Origin of the sequence: Bradyrhizobium commune, from assembly GCF_015624505.1 — a bacterium.
Classification (GTDB): Bacteria; Pseudomonadota; Alphaproteobacteria; order Rhizobiales; family Xanthobacteraceae; genus Bradyrhizobium; species Bradyrhizobium commune.
Genome location: NZ_CP061379.1, coordinates 7,175,902 through 7,195,658, shown reverse-complemented (window position 1 = coordinate 7,195,658; position 19,757 = coordinate 7,175,902). Strand labels below are relative to the sequence as shown.

The following is a 19,757-nucleotide window of genomic DNA, read 5'->3' as shown; positions in this document are numbered from 1 at the left end:
GGTTTTCCGACAAGGGGCATGCGTAGAAAAGAGAGCGAGCAAATTTGAGAAAGCGAAGGAGCGGCGGCCCCCGTTCTTCGTGCAACACGGGCCTTATCGAGAGGAGACGTCAATGTCGAAATTGTTCAGTGCGTTCGGCCTTGCGATGGGCGCGGTGGCGCTCACCTGTCTGCCGGCCGCGGCGCAAACCAAGGTCACCAATGACGGCGTCTCGGCGAACGAGATCGTCATCGGCACCCATCAGGATCTGTCCGGCCCGATCAAGGTCTGGGGCGTGCCGGTTTCCAACGGCATGAAGATGGCGGTCGAGGAGATCAACGCCGCCGGCGGCGTCCAGGGCCGCAAGATCAAGATGATTCTGGAGGACAACGGCTACGATCCGAAGAAGGCGGTGCTCGCCACGCAGAAGATGGTCGAGCGCGACAAGATTTTTGCGATGATCGGCCCGATGGGCTCGCCGACGGTGCTGGCCGCGCAGGATACGCTGTTCGATGCCGGCGTGCTCCAGCTGTTTCCGCTGACGGCCGCCGAATTCACCTTCAAGTTCGATCCGGCCAAGCCGCAGGAGCGGTTGAAGTTCAACAACCTCCTGCCCTATGTCGAGAGCACGCGCGCCGCGCTGAAATACATGATGGGGTGGAAGAATTTCCAGAAGCCCTGCATCATGCATCAGGATGACGAGTACGGAAAAAACGTGCTCGATGGCTTCAATCAGCAGCTCACCGCCATGAAGGTGCAGCCCGCTTCGATCACGAGCTACAAGCGCGGCGCCTCCGATTTCAGCGCCCAGGTCGCCAAGATGAAGTCCGATGGTTGCGATCTCGTCGTGCTCGGCACCGTGATCCGCGAGACCATCGGCGCGATGACGGAGGCCAGGAAGCTCGGCTGGGACGTCACCTTCCTCGGCGCCACGCCGACCAACGTGCTGGAGGTGCCGACGCTCGGCAAGGACGCGGTCGAAGGGCTCTACGCGGCCAGTGGCTTCGAGATCCCCTATGAGGACACCGCCAAGGGCAAGGTCCACGACTGGCTGATCAACTACAAGAAGATGTTCGGCACCGACGCCAACACGCAAGCCATCATCGGCTACAACGCGGTGATGACGTTCGCCTTCTATGCGGACAAGGCCGGCAAGGATCTGACCGGACAGAAGATGCTGGATTCACTGGAGTCGGGCGACAAATTCCTCGACATCTTCAACTCGCCGCCGACCAGGTTCTCCAAGACCGACCACCTCGCCAACACCATCACCCAGGTGCAGCAGGTCAAGGGTGGCCGCTGGGTCTTGGTGAAGGACAATCTGATGTTTTGATTTTTCTTCGCCTCTCCCCGCGAAGCGCGGGGAGAGGGACAAGAGACTGCCCTACGACCCCCCGCCGGCAGTCCCCGAGTTCACCGGCGCGAGTTCGTCCTCCCGGCAGCGCCAGCCGTCGGCGGCCTTCACGAAGGCGAATGTCCGCTGGATCCGCAGGCGACGCGTGACGTTGAAAGTTTCTCCCCCGCGCTCTTTGTTGCCCGCTCCCGGCTGCGCGCGGCCCGTCCTGGGGTCCCAGCAGGTGCCGGTGCAGGTGGTTGCGACCTTGCTGCAGGCGGTGAAGGGTGCCAGCACCACCATCTCGATCTCGCCGGTGACCTGCGCCTCCTGCTCGCCCGCCTGGCTGTCGAGCGCGTAGACGCGGTTGATGCGAACGAAATTGCCGCAGGAATTGGCCGCATGAATCCGCGCGGCGCAGAAGTCGACGGCGTCGGTGTCGGGCGCTTTCGCGGCGATCTGGCGGCCGAACACCTTCTTCGGATCGCCCTTGGCAGCGCTGATCTCGTCGCTCTTGCGCTTCAGATAGTCGGCGAGACAATCCTCCGCGGGCGACAGCTCGGCGAGCGGCACGTTCTCCTTGCCAACCAGATTGCATTTGCGGTCGCGCTCGCGCGTCCAGCGGCCGTATTCGGCGAAGGCAAAGCGCGCCGCAGTCTCGTCCAGCTTCTTGATCAGGCCGAGCACCTCGCCGTTGAGCTCGGTCTCGGCCAGCGCCAGCGACGGGTCGGCGCAGATCATCGCGCCGGCCGCGGTGTTGGCGGCGAGACAGTCGAAATCGGGATCGCGCAGGATCGCGGCGCGCTCCTCGGTCACCTTCAGGAGGCAGGCCTTGATTCGGTCGACGTCGTCGTAACCGACCGCGGTCTGGCCGATGATGCCGCAGCCGAGGCTGCGCTGCCGGACCCAGATCGCGTTCTCCTCGATCGCGGGCAGACGATCGGGCAGGCGGGCGAGCCGCGCCTCGGTGGCCGCGCTCAGCTTCCCGGCGGCAGCAGAAAGCTCGGCGTCACCGCAGAACAGCTGATTGGCGGGGTCGCGATTCTGCTGGCAATTGTTCTTGGCGAACAACGGCAGCTTGTCGGCGAGGGAGCGGTCGGCGGTGCCGGATTGGGCGGAGCTCGGTGCCACGGGCCAGGCCAGCAGCGCAAGCACGGACAGCACGATGAACCGCATTCCGGAAGTCCCCTAGCAAGGTTGGAACCATGCTAGCGCTCCGGAACGCGCGACGGAATGGTCTTGTGGTGCGACCGATTAGGCGAGGCTACGAGAAATCACCGCGCCTCGGCGGTGGCGGCGACCAGCTGCACGGGCTCGCCGACATATTTCAGCACCGCGGACTGGTACAGCACGAACAGCGGCTGGTAGGTGCGGGCGTTATCGTCCTCGACCATCGCCATGCGGCGGTTGTCGAGCATCAGCCAATGGCCGTCGAGCCGTGCGGCGGCGACCGCATGCTCCTCGCCGGATGGAGTGTCGCGCACCACGACGATGCGGAGATCCGCAGGAGCAATTCCGGCCAGACGCAGCGCGGCGAGCTTGGCGATGGCATAGTCCTCGCAGTCGCCGGCGCCGCGCTGGAAGGTCGCAAGCGGCGAGCTCCAGACGTCGTCGGCACCGTCATCCACGGCGCGGATGGAAAGGTTGATGGCGCGGTTGGTCTCGCCGAGCCGCGCGCGGCCGTCGCGGCTGCGGGCCTGGTCGACGATGGCGAGCAGCTTGAGGGCTGCGGGCGAGGCGCAATTGTCGCGATCGCCATCGCACAGCGCGAGCTGCACCATGTCGTCGTCGAGCTTCTCCTTCAGCGCGAACCATTTCTGGTGCAGGCTGCCGGTGGAAATCGCGAAGGCGAACACGCCGAACGGCTCGGCGGATTTGCGCACGAGCACGCCCGGCCCCGGCGACAGCAGCGTGCCGGCACGAAGATCGGCGGCCGATCCGAGCAGGATCAGTCCGCACAGAAAAAGAATGGCGCGCCAGGCGCGCTTGTGAGCAGCCGTCTCCATCTGACATCCCTTTCCGGCTTCGCGAGGTCCCCCTCGACCTATGCGTGCCGGGCTTTGTTGCTTTCGCGGAGATAGTGCGAGATGGGCCGTTTTGTTCTGCTTAACGCGCCCGGCAGGGGTCCCAAAACCGGGGGACAGGCTCAATTCAGCCTGTCCAAGCTGCGTAAAATTTTAGAAATCTGGGCCCGGAGGTCCTCAGCTGCCGCGAAATGGATCCAATTGCAGGCAGAAGTTGTGGAGACGACGATTCTACGTCTTATGGCTAACGGTCCGCTATTTTATGGGTTCTGTTAGTTGGATCACAGATTTAGCTCCGTATTTGCCGCAGTATGTTGCGGGGCACTACGAAAGAAAGATGACACGAGTATTCGATGGTAGAGTTTTTATCGCGAATACTTAAAACGACGTAAAGTGCCCGCAAACAGGCCAGGTTTGACTTGAATGTATTCAACCGAATATTTCTTTTTCTCGCCGAATACACGAGTGGGCAGGGGCACCCGCAGCCCGGTCACGCCAAATCACACAAGCAATAGATGGTTTCGCTAAGGACTTGGTAATGCTATGCAAGCTTAGGCGGCCGATACTTATTTAAATATTAACCCTATATACGGTGCCCGGTTGAACTACGCTGGCAAATTTGACGCCGCGAGCTTCTTGGATGGCCAGGGTTCTCACCTGTCCGCCGACGGCCACATCGATTCGGCCGCCGCCAAGCCCTTCATTGCAAAAGCGCACGGTCACGTGCCTGAGGGCGCGGTCGTCGTTCCCGATCCCAACCTGATCTTCAACGGCGACTTCAAGCGCGCCGGCAGCGACCTCGTGCTGTCCCATGACGGGCATGAGTTCGTCGTTCACGATTATTTTAGGGGCGACAAGCGCGCGGCGATTTCCTCGCCCGATGGTGCCCATCTCACCGGCGACATCGTCAACGCGCTCGCGGGGCACGTTGAATACGCGCAGGCGGGGCCCGGTGCCGCCGCAGCCGCAGTCATCGGCCACGTCACCAAGCTCGTCGGCAGCGCGACCGCGGTCCGCAACGGCGTCTCGATCATCCTGAACAACGGTGACAACGTCGAGAAGGGCGACGTGGTTTCCACCGGCTCGGACTCAACGCTCGGCGTCACCTTCATCGACGGCACCGTGTTCGGCCTGTCCTCCAACGCGCGGATGGTGCTGAACGAGATGGTCTACGACCCCAACGGGTCGAACAATTCCTCGCTGCTCAGCCTGGTCGCGGGCACCATCACCTTCGTCGCAGGTGAAACCGCCAAGCACGGCGACATGAAGATCGACACGCCGGTCGCCACCATGGGCATCCGCGGCACCGCGGTGCTGACCCAGATCAATTTCGTCGTACCTAGCGGCGGCGGCGATCCGCAGCCGCAGGCGAGCTTCCAGGTGCTGGTCGAGCCGAACGGCACCACCGGCTCCTACATCCTGTTCGACAAGACGACGCTGCTGCCGATCGCGACGGTCAACCAGGCCGGCCAGATGATCCAGATCAGCGGCGGCAACGTCTCGATCAGCAATGCGCTGCTGTCGCCGGACGTGCAGAAGCTGATCACCGACGTGTTCACGCTGAAATTCACCGACAACGGCACCAACACCAAGCTGACCACCAACTTCACCGACTCGATCACGCAGAACGGCAACATTGTCGTGATCAAGACGGACAACGGTACCACCGCGACTGCGACCTACACCAACACCAGTCAGCCGACATCGCAGGATCCCAGCCACAATCCGTCGACCAGCACCCGCGTTCCCGGCCCGCCGCTGGCGCAGAGCCTCGATCTCAGCGGCAATGTAAAGCAGGCGTTCACGCTGACCGAGCATTCGGACACGACCGCCGACCTCGATTACGTGACCGGCGAGACCGTGGGTCCCGACACGTTCTCCTTCCGGATCACCTTCGTCGACCAGAACCTGGGCGATTCGCCGACGGTGTCGGTCGACCTCGCTAACGCACCGAACTACGTCTACACGGACGCCAGCCATCACGACGTCACCGGCTCGCTCAGCGCGCTCCAGAAGCAGGACATCGCGGCGACGCAGGTCCAGATCGGTGTCGCCGCCGCCAGTGGCAACAACAACAACGGTTCGGCGGTCCTGACCTACACGGTCCCCGACCACGCCTTCGACTTCCTCGCGGACGGCGAAACGCTGACGCTGACATACACGGTCCTCGTCAACAACAATTTCGCGCTCGACCCTGAAGCGGTTCCTGTCACGATCACCATCACGGTGACCGGCACCAACGACAAGCCGGTTATCACCACCAGCGTGCCGAACATTACTTTCTCCGGCGGCACCAGCGTCCCGGGCGGCCCGCTCTCCACCGACGTCCCGACCTCGGGCACGCTGACCTTCAAGGATGTCGATCTCACCGACACGCACTCGGTGTCGGTGGCCTTGACCAGCGCCACCCTGCCGGACGGGAGCGTGCCGCCGGGCCCGCTCGCAGCGTTTGCAAAAGCGATGTCGGTTGCGATCGCGACCGGCTCTGACAGCACCGGCACTGGCACCGGCACCATCAACTGGTCGCTGGCCGATCTGCCCGTCTACCTCGCCGACTTCATTCCGAAGGGCGAGGTGCTGACGCTGGTCTACACCGTGACGGTCGCGGACGAGCACAATGCGATCTCGCAGCAGACCATCACCGTCACCATCACGGGTACCGACGCGCCTGCCGTGGTGTGGATCGCGACGAGCACGGACGGCGCTCCCCCTGGCGGCTTCTGGAAGGACGCGGCGAACTGGGAAACCGGGACGGTCCCGACCCTCACTGACGACGTCATCGTCATCACCGATCAGCTGCACGGCCTGACGCCGTCCTATCCGGTGACGATCGACGCCGCGGCCTATGCCAACTCCATCACGATGAACGATTTCGGCGGCCCGCCGCCGGAAGTCGACAACAAGAGCTCGTTGACGATCGCGGGTACGCTCAGCATGGGCGCGGACTCGATCTTCAACAACACCGCGACCGGCACCATGTCGGTCGGCGGCAAGGCGGAGATCCTGGATACCTCGGTGCTCACCAACGCCGGGTATCTGACGCTCGCAGGCGGCGGCGATTTCGCCAGCGGCACCACGATCACCAATTCCGGCACGATCGAGCTCTCCGGCGGCACGCTCAAGACGCTGGCCGAGATCCACAATGCCGGCGGCACGCTGAAGGCCGACGCCGGCACGACGCTGATCGTCGACACCGCGACCGTCGACGGCGGCACGGTGACGATCCTAGGTACGCTCGAGCTCGACGGCACCAGCCTGATCGAGAATGGCACGCTGAACAATTCGGGCGCGGTCAACGTCAAGGGCGTGTCGGAGTTGGCCAACGAAATCGTCGCCAATATGTCCACTGGCACGATCGAGGTCTCGGCGAATGACGCGCTGACCATCGATCAGGGCTCCGCGGTCACCAACGCGGGCAACATCACGGTCGACGCCACCGGCAAGCTGACGGTCAACGGCGCGTCCATCACCGGTGTCGGCACGGTGACCGACAACGGCGAGATCGACCTGACCGGCAACGCCGTGCTGAGCAACGGTGCTCTCAAGAACAATGCGGCCTTCAAGGTCAGTGGCACCGGCAACGCGCTGGACAATGAGACGATCACGAATGCGAGCACCGGCACGATCGAGGTGCTGGCCAATGGCGCGCTGACGATCGACCAGGGTTCGGTCGTCACCAATACCGGCAATGTCACGGTCGATGCGACCGGCAAGCTGACGGTCAACGGCGCGTCCATCACCGGTGTCGGCACGGTGACCGACAACGGCGAGATCGACCTGACCGGCAACGCCGTGCTGAGCAACGGTGCTCTCAAGAACAATGCGGCCTTCAAGGTCAGTGGCACCGGCAACGCGCTGGACAATGAGACGATCACGAATGCGAGCACCGGCACGATCGAGGTGCTGGCCAATGGCGCGCTGACGATCGACCAGGGTTCGGTCGTCACCAATACCGGCAATGTCACGGTCGATGCGACCGGCAAGCTGACGGTCAACGGCGCGTCCATCACCGGTGTCGGCACGGTGACCGACAACGGCGAGATCGACCTGACCGGCAACGCCGTGCTGAGCGGCGGTACCCTGAAGAACAACGCCACCTTCAAGGTCAGCGGCACCGGCAATGCGCTGGACAACGAGACGATCACGAATGCGAGCACCGGCACGATCGAGGTGCTGGCCAATGGCGCACTGACGATCGACCAGGGGTCGGTTGTCACCAATACCGGCAATGTCACGGTCGATGCGACCGGCAAGCTGACGGTCAATGACGCGTCCATTACCGGTGTCGGCACGGTGACCGACAACGGCGAGATCGACCTGACCGGCAACGCCGTGCTGAGCGGCGGTACCCTGAAGAACAACGCGGCCTTCAAGGTCAGTGGCACTGGCAACGCGCTGGACAATGAGACGATCACCAATAGCTCGACCGGCACGATCGAGGTGCTGGCCAATGGCGCGCTGACGATCGACCAGGGTTCGGTCGTCACCAATACCGGCAATGTCACGGTCGATGCGACCGGCAAGCTGACGGTCAACGGCGCGTCCATCACCGGTGTCGGCACGGTGACCGACAACGGCGAGATCGACCTGACCGGCAGCGCCGTGCTCAGCGGCGGTGCTCTCAAGAACAATGCGGCTTTCAAGGTCAGCGGCACCGGCAACGCGCTGGACAATGAGACGATCACGAACAGCTCGACCGGCACCATCGAGGTGCTGGCCAACGGCGCCCTGACGATCGACCAGGGTTCGGTCGTCACCAATACCGGCAATGTCACGGTCGATGCGACCGGCAAGCTGACGGTCAACGGCGCGTCCATCACCGGTGTCGGCACGGTGACCGACAACGGCGAGATCGACCTGACCGGCAACGCCGTGCTGAGCAACGGTGCTCTCAAGAACAATGCGGCCTTCAAGGTCAGTGGCACCGGCAACGCGCTGGACAATGAGACGATCACGAATGCGAGCACCGGCACGATCGAGGTGCTGGCCAATGGCGCGCTGACGATCGACCAGGGTTCGGTCGTCACCAATACCGGCAATGTCACGGTCGATGCGACCGGCAAGCTGACGGTCAACGGCGCGTCCATCACCGGTGTCGGCACGGTGACCGACAACGGCGAGATCGACCTGACCGGCAGCGCCGTGCTCAGCGGCGGTGCTCTCAAGAACAATGCGGCTTTCAAGGTCAGCGGCACCGGCAACGCGCTGGACAATGAGACGATCACGAACAGCTCGACCGGCACCATCGAGGTGCTGGCCAACGGCGCCCTGACGATCGACCAGGGTTCGGTCGTCACCAATACCGGCAATGTCACGGTCGATGCGACCGGCAAGCTGACGGTCAACGGCGCGTCCATCACCGGTGTCGGCACGGTGACCGACAACGGCGAGATCGACCTGACCGGCAGCGCCGTGCTGAGCAACGGTGCTCTCAAGAACAATGCGGCCTTCAAGGTCAGTGGCACCGGTAACGCGCTGGACAATGAGACGATCACCAACGCCTCGACCGGTACGATCGAGGTGCTGGCCAACGGCGCGCTGACCATCGATCAGGGCTCGGTCGTCACCAACACTGGCAACGTCACGGTCGACGCGACCGGCAAGCTGACCGTCAACGGCGCGTCCATCACCGGTGTCGGCACGGTCACGGACAATGGCGAGATCGACCTGACCGGCAACGCCCTGCTCAGCGGCGGTGCTCTCAAGAACAACGCGGCCTTCAAGGCCAGCGGCACCGGCAACGCGCTGGACAACGAGACAGTCACGAATGCGAGCACCGGCACCATCGAGGTGCTGGCGAACGGTGCATTGACGATCGACCAGGGTTCGGTCGTCACCAACACTGGCAACGTCACGGTCGATGCCACCGGCAAGCTGACGGTCAATGGCGCCAGCATCAGCGGCGTCGGCACGGTGACCGATAACGGCGAGATCGATCTGACCGGCAATGCCGTGCTGAGCAACGGCGCCCTGAAGAACAATGCGGCCTTCAAGGTCAGTGGCACCGGCAACGCGCTGGACAATGAGACCGTCGCGAACGCGAGCACCGGCACGATCGAGGTGCTGGCCAATGGCGCGCTGACGATCGACCAGGGCTCGGTTGTCACCAATACCGGCAATGTCACGGTCGACGCGACCGGCAAGCTGACGGTCAACGGCGCGTCCATCACCGGTGTCGGCACGGTGACCGACAACGGCGAGATCGATCTGACCGGCAATGCCGTGCTGAGCAACGGCGCCCTGAAGAACAATGCGGCCTTCAAGGTCAGTGGCACCGGCAACGCGCTGGACAATGAGACCGTCGCGAACGCGAGCACCGGCACGATCGAGGTGCTGGCCAATGGCGCGCTGACGATCGACCAGGGCTCGGTTGTCACCAATACCGGCAATGTCACGGTCGACGCGACCGGCAAGCTGACGGTCAACGGCGCGTCCATTAGCGGCGTCGGCACGGTCACGGACAATGGCGAGATCGACCTGACCGGCAACGCGGTGCTGAGCAACGGCGCCCTGAAGAACAACGCCACTTTCAAGGTCAGTGGCACCGGCAACGCGCTGGACAATGAGACAGTGACTAATGCCTCGACCGGTACGATCGAGGTGCTGGCCAATGGCGCACTGACGATCGACCAGGGTTCGGTCGTCACCAATACCGGCAATGTCACGGTCGATGCGACCGGCAAGCTGACGGTCAACGGCGCCTCCATCACCGGTGTCGGCACGGTGACCGACAACGGCGAGATCGACCTGACCGGCAACGCCGTGCTGAGCAACGGTGCTCTCAAGAACAATGCGGCCTTCAAGGTCAGTGGCACCGGCAACGCGCTGGACGATGAGACGGTCAAGAATGCCGGTACCATCGAGGTGCTCGCCAATGGCGCGCTCGCCATCGACCAGGGTTCGACGGTCGACAATTCGAGCGGCAATCTCGTCGTCGATGCCAACGCCGCGTTGACCCTAAACGACGCTACGATCAGCGGCGGCGCCGTCAAGGGTGGCGGCTCAATCGACGTCACTGGCGCCAGCAAGATCGATAGCGGTGCCACGCTCAGCGTCACGGCGGTGACCGCCGACGCCCAGCTGACGCTGGACGGCGTCACGGTGTCGGGCTCGACGATCACGGACAATGCCAGCATCGAGCTCGACAACACCGTCAAGCTCAAGGACGGCGCCACGATCAAGGGCGGCCCGGTCACCAACAGCGGCACGCTGGAGATCGCCGGCGCAGCGACGCTGCTCAACGACGTCGTGACCAACAACGGCACGGTGACGGTCGACGACGGTCAGACGCTGAAGCTGTCCGGCACCGAGATCACCGGCGGCACCATCAACAATTATAGCGGCGCCTCCGGCGGCACGATCGACGTCACCGCCGACAGCACGATCGACGGCAATGCGACGCTGAACAAGGGCGCCGTGACGGTCGAGAGCGACGTCACGCTCAAGCTGAACGACGCGACAGTGTCGGGCACGGCGATCACCAATGACGGCACCGTCAAGGTCGACGCCAGCAAGAAGCTGACGCTGGCCGGTGCGAGCCTGACCGGCGGCACGCTGACCGTCGCCGGTACGCTCGATTCCTCCGGCTCCGCCACGATCACCAACGCCAACATCTCGAACAGCTATCTGATCGAGGCGATCGGCGGGGTGCTGGCGCTGGTGGCGACGACGCCTGCGGCTGCGATCACGAACGACGGCGGCACCATTCAGGCCAACACCGGCGAGCTCGACATCAACGGCGAGGCTGTCACCAACACCGGCACGCTGGCCGCCATCAACGACGGCACGCTGAAGCTGATCTCGATGACGGTGACCAACACCGGCGGCGCGGTCTCCATCGAGTCCGGCTCGACGCTCGATCTTTCCGGTGCGACCGTCGACGGCGGCACGATGACCATCGCCGGCACGCTGGAATCCACCGGCACGAGCGCCATCACCGACGCCGACATCACCAACACCGGCACGATCACCGTCACCGGCGGCACGCTGACGATCGATCCCGCCGTGCCCCACACCATCACCAACAGCCATTTGATCCAGGCCAATGGCGGTGAGCTCGACATCTCCGGCGAGCTCGTAACCAATTCCGCCGATCTCAAGGCGATAAATGGCGGCATCCTGAAGCTGTCTAATGTCACCGTGACCAATGGCGGCGGCACGGTGACGGTCGACGGCACGTCAAAGCTCTATCTGTCCAATGTTTCCGCGATCAACGGTGGCCAGCTGAGCAATTCCGGCCATCTTTATGGCGTGTCGGGGGCGAACAGCGTTTCGGCTGCCGTCACCAACACCGGCACCATCGAGGTACAGGGCGGCACGCTGAACCTGTCCGGCGGCCTCACTGGCGCAGGCTCGCTGGTGATCGACGACAGCGCGACGCTCGAGCTCGCGGGCGCGACGGCGCAGACCGTGACCTTTGCCGGCGGCACAGACACGCTTCAGCTCGACAAGGTGGCCGGCCAGAGCTTTACCGGTACCATCACCGGCCAGTCGTCGACCGGCGGCACCTTCACGGTGACAGGCGCGGCCGACATCACGACGTCGAGCAACGACGCGCTCGACTTCACGGCGACCGGGGGCACGTCCGCCAAATCCGCAAACATCGTCCTGACGCCCACCGGCGCGCTGAAGGGCGCAGCGAACGGCGTCGTCGTCACCCAGAACGGCACCGGCAACATCTCGTTGACCGCGACAAAGGACATCACGGGCCTGGCCGGCAACGGCATCACGCTGCGCGACAGCGCGACCGGCGCGGGCGATATCACGATTGACGACCTCACCGGCAAGGCGACCGGCACCGGCGCGAACTCGGAAGGCATCCTCGTCGAGAATCTGAATGCCGCCAATGCCGGCAATATCTCGATCACCCAGCTCGGCGGCGCCGTCGGCGGTGCCTACGGTATCGATGCGACCACCCAGGGCGACGGCAATGTCACCATCGATGCCGGCGGCGCGATCACGGGAAGCTCGATCTACGGCATCCGCGCCCGCAGCTATGGCGCCGGCAACGAGACCGTCAGCACCGAGGCCGGCAGCGTCGTCACGTCGGGCAGCTCGGGCATCATCGCGGTCAATCGTGCGATCTCGCTCGATGCGTCGAACGACAGCACCATCACGGTCGACGCGCACGGGACGATCAATTCCGGCAGTAACCTGAACCAGAGCGGCAACGCGCCGGCGGGCATTCAGGCCGGGTATGCCGGCGCCACCAGCGGGACCAGCGCCAATACAGACGTCAACGGCACCGTCATCGTCAACAATCACGCCAATATCACCGCCGCGGGCGGCCACGGCATCGATGCCTACAACTACGGCAACGGTGACGTCACGGTGAACGATGGCGCCGGCACCACCGTAGTCGGTGCCCAGATGGGTGTCCGAGCCCTGGCGCTGAGCGGCGGCACCGGAAATGTCAGTGTCTGGCTCGGCGACAACGCGTCGGTGACGGGTACGGCAGGCTACGGCATCGACGCCTACAGCCTCGACCAGGGCAATATCAGCGTCTCGCTATCGGATCACGACACCATCACTTCCGGCAGTTCGGGTATCCTCGCAGTCAACGAGGCGACCTCCATCGCGAGCGGCGTGCACAGCACGATCCAGGTCACCGCCCACGGCACCATCCATTCAGGTTCGACTTCGAACCTGAGCGGCGCGACGCCGGGCGGCATCGTTGCCGGCTACAACCCGGGCGAGGACGGCAAGTTCTCCAGCAAGGTCTACGGCGACGTCACCGTCACGAGCGATGCGACGATCACCGCGGCTGCGGGCTACGGCATCGAGGCGTTCACCTGGGGTATCGGCAAGGTCACCGTCTCGACCGGCGACACGTCGTCGATCACCGCCGCCGGCACCGCGATCGGCGCCTTCGACCATGGCGGCGGCGACGTCAGCGTCACCAATGAAGGATCGGCCACAGGTTCGGTTGCCCTGGGCGTGGTGGCGACCGGCGCGGGCAACGTCACCATCCTTAATGACGGCGACCTCACCGCCACGGGAACGGCTGGTATCGTCGTCACCCAGAACGATGCAAGTGCGACCGGCTCGACGCATATCACCAACACCGGCTCGGTCGTCGGCGCCAGCGGCCATTATGCGATCTTCGTCCAGGAGAACACGACCGGCGCGGCGACGATCGACAATTCCGGCACGATCGGGCCCAATGATGCCGGCACCGTCGGCTCGACGACCTATGCCATCGCCGAGAGCGGCGGCCATGTCACCATCAACAACACCGGCGACATCAACGGCAACATCTCGGTCGCCACCGCCACGTTCAACAATGAGGCGGACGGCACCTGGACGGTCTCCGGCACCAGCGTGTTCGGCAATCTGTCCTCCATCGTCAACGATGGCGTGATCGATCTGCTCAACGGCGCCTCGATTTCCGGGACTGGGCTCAACATCAGCAATTCCAACGAGATCGACAGCTGGGGCACGGCGTCGATCTCGGGCACCATCACCAACACCGGGAGCATCGAGGTCAACACCGGCACGCTGTCGGTGTTCGGCTCGCTGTCCGGCTCCGGCTCGGTGACGATCGACGCCAATGCGACGCTCGACGTCAATGCCACGGTGTCGCAGACCATCACCTTCGGCGGCGACGGCGCCGAGCTCCGGATCGACACGTCGAGCTTCGGCGGGTCGGTTGCGGGCTTCGCGGCGACCGACAAGCTGGATCTGTCGACCATCAAGTTCGATGGCGGCACCTCGGCGACCTACGATTCCGAAACCGGCGATCTGGTCGTCAGCGATGCCTACGGCCACAGCATCATGGTGAAGCTCACCGGCGCGGACTACAGCAACGCGCATTTCGCCGGCAGCACCGACGGCCATGGCGGCACGCTGATCACGCTCAACGCCAGTGACGACGCGCCGGCCTTTACCGCCGCCGAGGCGTCGCCGAGCGTGACCTTCGCCGAACTTGCTGACACCACCGGCGCCACCACGACGTACGACCCGGCGTCGGGCGGCACCGGCACGATCCATTTCACCGACATCGATCTGACCGAGCGGCCGACGGCGAAGATCACCCACCAGGATGTGACCGGGCTCGCCGCCGACCACACCACGGCTCTGACGCTGACGCCGGACGAGATCTCCGCGCTCGAACACGCGCTGACGCTCCAGCAGGCCGGCAACAAGAACGACGGCACGATCGGCTGGACCTATTCGGTCGCCGACAGCTCGCTCGACTTCCTCGGCAAAGACCAGACCGTGACGGTGATGTCCACCATCGAGCTGAAGGATCACAACGGCGGTTGCGACACGGCCCAGGTCACCGTGACGATCACCGGCACGAACGACGCGCCGACCGTGGCCGCGGTGACCACGGGGCCGCTGGTGGATACGGCTGCGGCCGATACCTTCTCGGATATCACTGGCCAGCTGGTCGGGACCGATGCCGACACCGGCGAGACAGCAACGCTGACCTATGCCGTGCTCGACGCCGACAGCCATACGGCGACGACGGTCGCGGGCCACTACGGCGCGCTGACGGTCAATTCCGACGGCAGCTACGACTACGTGCCCGACGCAACCGCGATCAACGCGCTGTCGGCGGGGCCTCATGTCGACACGTTCACGGTGCAGACCACGGACGCGCACGGCGCCACCGGCACGGCGACATTCACGGTGAACGTCACCGGTGCCAACGATGCGCCGACCCTCGCCGATCTCAGCATCGGCACGCTCACGGACACGGGCGTCACCGACAGCTTCGCCGATCTCACCGGCAAGCTGGCCGGAACCGATGCCGACACCGGCGAGACGGCGTCGCTGACCTACACCGTGCTCGATGCGGACCATCATGCGACGACGACGGTCGCGGGCCATTACGGCGCGCTGACGGTCAACTCCGACGGCAGCTACGACTACGTGCCCGACGCCACGGCGATCAACGCGCTGTCGACCGGCTCCTATGTCGACACGTTCACAGTCCAGACCACGGACGTGCACGGCGTCAGCGGCACCGCGACGCTGACGGTGAACGTCAACGGCGCCAATGATGCCCCGACGCTCGACGGCGCGACGCTGACCTCCGTCAGTGGCGATGACACCGATCCAGCCGGAACGGCCGTCAGCGATCTCTTCGCGGGCAAGTTCCACGATGTCGACGCCGGCGCGAGCTTCAAGGCCATCGCGGTCAGCGCCGACCACGCCACAGCGGATCAGGGCAGCTGGCAATACGAAATCGCGGGCACCGATCAGTGGGTCGATATTTCCGGCGTCAGCGACAGCAGTGCGCTGGTGCTGAGCACCGACACGCTGATCCGTTTTGTCCCGAATGAAGGTTTCAGCGGCACGCCCGGCACGCTCGACGTCCACGGGCTCGACAACACCTATACCGGTGCGGTCAGCACCTCTTCCGCGGTCTCGATCGACATCTCCGGCGCAGGCCATGGCGGCACGACGCCGGTGTCCGACCAGGCCGCCTCGATCGGCACGGAAGTGACGGCTCCCACAGAGGTCGAAACTGCCGTCGCTCCGGTCCTGTCGCTTGGACCGAACACGAGCATCTATCCCACGGATGGCGCGGCGCTTGTGACCCCGCTGTCGCTGCATGCCGGTGACATCGTCAGTCTCGATTGGAATTTCACCACTGATGACTATCTGCCGTTCAACGACTTTGCCTTCGCCAGCGTGAATGGCGCCGCGTTCCTGTTATCGGACATCGAGGCGACTGGAAGCTATGGCTCGACCGGCTGGCACACGTTTACCTACACGGTTCAGACCGACGGCACGTACTCCTTCGGCACGGGTGTGATGAACGAGAAGGACTATGCGGTTACGTCCTTCCTGGCTGTCGACAATATCCGCGTGAACGGCGAGGTCGTGCAGAGCTTCGAGGACGGCTTCGGCGACACCAGCACCACCGGTCAGGTTGCCATCGTCTCGACCGCGCACAGCGATGTCAACGACTCGCAAATTGTCCCGACCGACGGGAATTTTGAAGCGTTTCTGAGCTCGTACCCTACGTACCAGGCTTCGATCGAGGGCTTCCTGGGGCTTAGTTCCGGCGAGTTGTCCAATATTGCCAAATCGGAAGGTCCTGAGCACACCGCGATCAACGTTCCGATCACGGTAACCATCCCGACCGGCGCGCACCCCGACGACACCTACGTCACGATTGCGGGTGCGCCTGCCGGTTCGGAATTCAATTACGGAGCCTACGACGCCAGCAACAACACCTGGCACATCGAGGCGACCGATCTCGGCGGCAACCTCGCGCTTACCACGCCGGTCGGCTATGTCGGCAGCTTTAACCTCACGGTGACTGCAACGAGCGTCGTCGACAGCAGCCATACCTCCGCGACGACCTTGCCCCAGACTCATGCCGTCACGATCGATCCGGTCGCCGGTCCCGAAATCGATACGACGCATTTCACTGTGTCGGAAAATCCGGACGGCACGACGTCCGTGCTTGGTTTGGCAATCACCGACGAGGATCCCGCGGCGCCATCGGAAGCATTTGCGCTCAGCGCCTCGACTCAGTTTGAGGGATCAAGCGTTTCTCCCGAAACGGGGGCCGGCAATCTAAGCGACATCAATACCTTCCTGGCGAGCGGAATCACCTACGATCCGGGAGAAGACAAGCCGGCGACGGATATGGTTACGTTCAAGGTCAACGACAGCTTCGGCGCCAGCGACACCGTGAACTTCATCTTCAGCGAGGGCGGCTCGGGACCGGTCTCGCTGGTCGGCACCGGCGGCAAGGATGTGCTGTTCGGCACGCATTCGAGCGACACGCTGAACGGCAATGGCGGGCAGGATCAGTTCGTGTTCTCGCAAACGTCCTCCCCGGATAATATTCAGCACACGGTGCTCGGCTTCGACACCACCCTCGACAAGATCGACGTGCGCCAGTTCGGCAACATCAATGCGTTCAGCGACCTCACCATCGCCCAGCAGAACGCCGACACGCTGGTCACGCTGGACGACCACGAGACGATCCTGCTGAAGAACGTCGTCGCCGGCAATCTGCACGCCAACGACTTCATCATCACGAACCATTCGGGCGGCGGGATTCTCTAAGGGCCTGCCGCGCCAAAAAAGCTGCGCCTGTTGCCGCCAAGGGCATGGTCATTTCCCGGGCTTCGATCCAAGATCGGGCCCGGCAATCGTGATCCAGGGCAGGAAGTCCGACCACAATGAAGCGCCTCAAGATCCTCCGGCGTTGGTTCGCGCGAAAATTCGGCTTTGCGCGGATGGTCTGCCTCGTGCTGCTGATCGGGTTTGCCGGCCTGCGCGTCTGGGATCCGCCGCCGGTCCAGGAGCTGCGGCTGCGCACCTTCGACATGTTCCAGCTGATCGACCCGCGCGACAAGAAGGGGGTCCGGCCGGTCACCATCATCGACATCGACGACAAGAGCCTTGCCAGGTTTGGCCAATGGCCGTGGCCGCGGACGCGGATCGCGGACATGATCATCAACCTCACCGGCAACGGCGCGGTCGCGATCGGCTTCGACGTCGTGTTCTCCGAGGCCGACAGGCTCAATCCGGATCTGGTCGCCGGCCAGATGCGCTATCTCGACGATGCCACCCGCACCAGGCTGCGCGAGCTGCCGAGCAACGACCAGATCCTCAGTGACGCCATCAGGCGCTCGCGCGTCGTGCTGGGCGAGACGGGACAGCCGGAGGTCGGCTCCGAGCTCGACAAGACGCTTCCCTTCACCGGCGTCGCGACGGTCGGCGAAGAGAACGCCGAGAAGTTCCTGTTCGAATTCCCCGGCCTCTTGCGCAACGTGCCGGTGATCGAGAAGGTCGCCGCCGGCCGCGGCCTGTTCACGATCCGGACCGAGCGCGACGGCCTGATCCGGCGGGTGCCGATGATCATGCGAGCGCAAGACAATATCATGCCCTCGCTCAGCCTCGAGATCCTGCGCGTCATCACCGGCACGCCGACGTTGCTGGTCAGGACCGACAAGACCGGCGTGCGGGCGATCCGGCTCAAGGGCGTCGAGATTCCGACCGACAAGAACGGTCAGCTCTGGGTGCACTACGCCCCACATGATCCCTCGATCTACGTCTCGGCCGCCGACGTGCTCGACAACACCGTGCCGGCGAGCAAGATCGCCGGCAAGCTGGTGCTGATCGGCACCTCCGCGGTCGGGCTCAACGACATCAAGACCACGCCGGTGTCCCGGGCCATGCCGGGCGTCGAGATCCACGCTCAGGTGCTCGAAAGCGTGCTGAGCGGCGCGGTGATCTCGCAGCCGAACTACGCGCTCGGCGTCGAATTGCTCGCCGCCCTCATCATCGGCCTTCTCGTCATCATCTTCACGCCGAATCTCGGACCGGTGCGCCTGGTGCTCGCGGGTGCGATGTTTGCCGCCGTGCTGGTTGGCACGTCCTGGTTCTTTTACGCGCAGTACCGCTACCTGATCGACTTCACCTATCCGCTGCTGTCGACCACCGCGATCTACCTGACCTTCATCTTCGCGAGCTTCGTGCGCGAGCAGCGGCAGCGCAAGGAGATCCGCGGCATCTTCGCGCAATACATGTCGCCGGTTCTGGTCGAGCAGATGGCGCAGTCGCCGGAGAAGGTCGTGCTCGGCGGCGAGGAACGCGAGATGACGATCATGTTCTCCGACGTGCGCGGCTTCACCACGATCTCGGAGAGTTACAAGCACGATCCGCAAGGGCTGATCGCGCTGATGAACCGCTTCCTGACGCCGCTCACCGACGTGATCATCGAAGAGAAGGGCTACGTCGACAAGTACATGGGCGACGCCATCATGGCGTTCTGGAACGCGCCGCTCGACGATGCCGAGCACGAGGTCAACGCCTGCGAGGCCGCGATCCAGATGCTGGAGAAGATCGACGTGGTCAACAAGGCGCGCGAGCAGGAGGCGGCCGACGGCGGCCATGTCTACATCCCGCTCAATGTCGGCATCGGTCTCAACACCGGCATCGGCGTGGTCGGCAACATGGGCTCCGACCTGAAGAAGAACTATTCGGTGCTCGGCGACAGCGTGAACCTTGCCTCGCGCCTGGAAGGCCAGACCAAGGAATACGGTTTTCCGATCATCGTCGGTTCGCGAACGGCGCTTGCCGCCAAGGACAAGTTCGCGATCCTCGAGCTCGACTTCATCATGGTCAAGGGCAAGAGCGAGCCCGAGGTGATCTATGCGATCGCCGGCCGCGAGGACGTGATGCATTCGGCCGCCTTCCAGCGCCTGCGCAACATCACCATCGAGATGCTGTCTTGCTACCGCAGCCGCGACTGGCAGGGCGCACTGGACGCGATCGAACGCGGCCGCAAGAGCGAGGACGCCGACACGCTGGAAAAGCTGTTCAAGCTTTACGAAGCGCGCATCAAGGATTTCCAGCTCGATCCACCGCCGGAGGGCTGGACCGGGGCGTTTGCGCTGCTGACGAAGTAGGGGGCGTGTGTGGTTTGTAGGGTGGGTTAGCCCTGC

At 64.0% G+C, this 19,757-nt stretch carries 5 protein-coding genes; 3 read left to right on the top strand and 2 right to left on the bottom strand.

All coding sequences use genetic code 11. The features are described 5' to 3' along the window. Positions 1-112: 112 nt before the first annotated feature. On the top strand, positions 113-1,312 hold the full coding sequence (locus IC761_RS33740; protein ID WP_195800925.1) for an ABC transporter substrate-binding protein: 1,200 nt from the start codon (positions 113-115) through the stop codon (positions 1,310-1,312). 51 nt (positions 1,313-1,363) lie between these two features. Here the strand turns inward: IC761_RS33740 and IC761_RS33735 are convergent, their stop codons facing one another. Both IC761_RS33735 and IC761_RS33730 read right to left on the bottom strand, forming a co-directional pair. After that, positions 1,364-2,488: a lysozyme inhibitor LprI family protein gene (locus IC761_RS33735; RefSeq protein WP_195800924.1), complete on the bottom strand. Its 1,125-nt coding sequence runs from the start codon at positions 2,486-2,488 to the stop codon at positions 1,364-1,366. Positions 2,489-2,586: 98 nt separating this feature from the next. Beyond that, entirely contained in the window at positions 2,587-3,318 is a 732-nt protein-coding gene (locus IC761_RS33730) for a transglutaminase-like cysteine peptidase (protein ID WP_195800923.1), read from the bottom strand. Positions 3,319-3,936: 618 nt separating this feature from the next. Between IC761_RS33730 and IC761_RS33725 the strand changes: the two genes are divergently transcribed. Next, a complete protein-coding gene (locus IC761_RS33725) occupies positions 3,937-17,370 on the top strand; it encodes a VCBS domain-containing protein (RefSeq protein WP_195800922.1) in 13,434 nt (4,477 codons plus the stop codon). 116 nt (positions 17,371-17,486) lie between these two features. Next, complete coding sequence (locus IC761_RS33720; RefSeq protein ID WP_195800921.1) at positions 17,487-19,721, top strand: CHASE2 domain-containing protein; 2,235 nt, start codon at positions 17,487-17,489, stop codon at positions 19,719-19,721. The last annotated feature ends 36 nt before the right edge of the window (positions 19,722-19,757 follow it).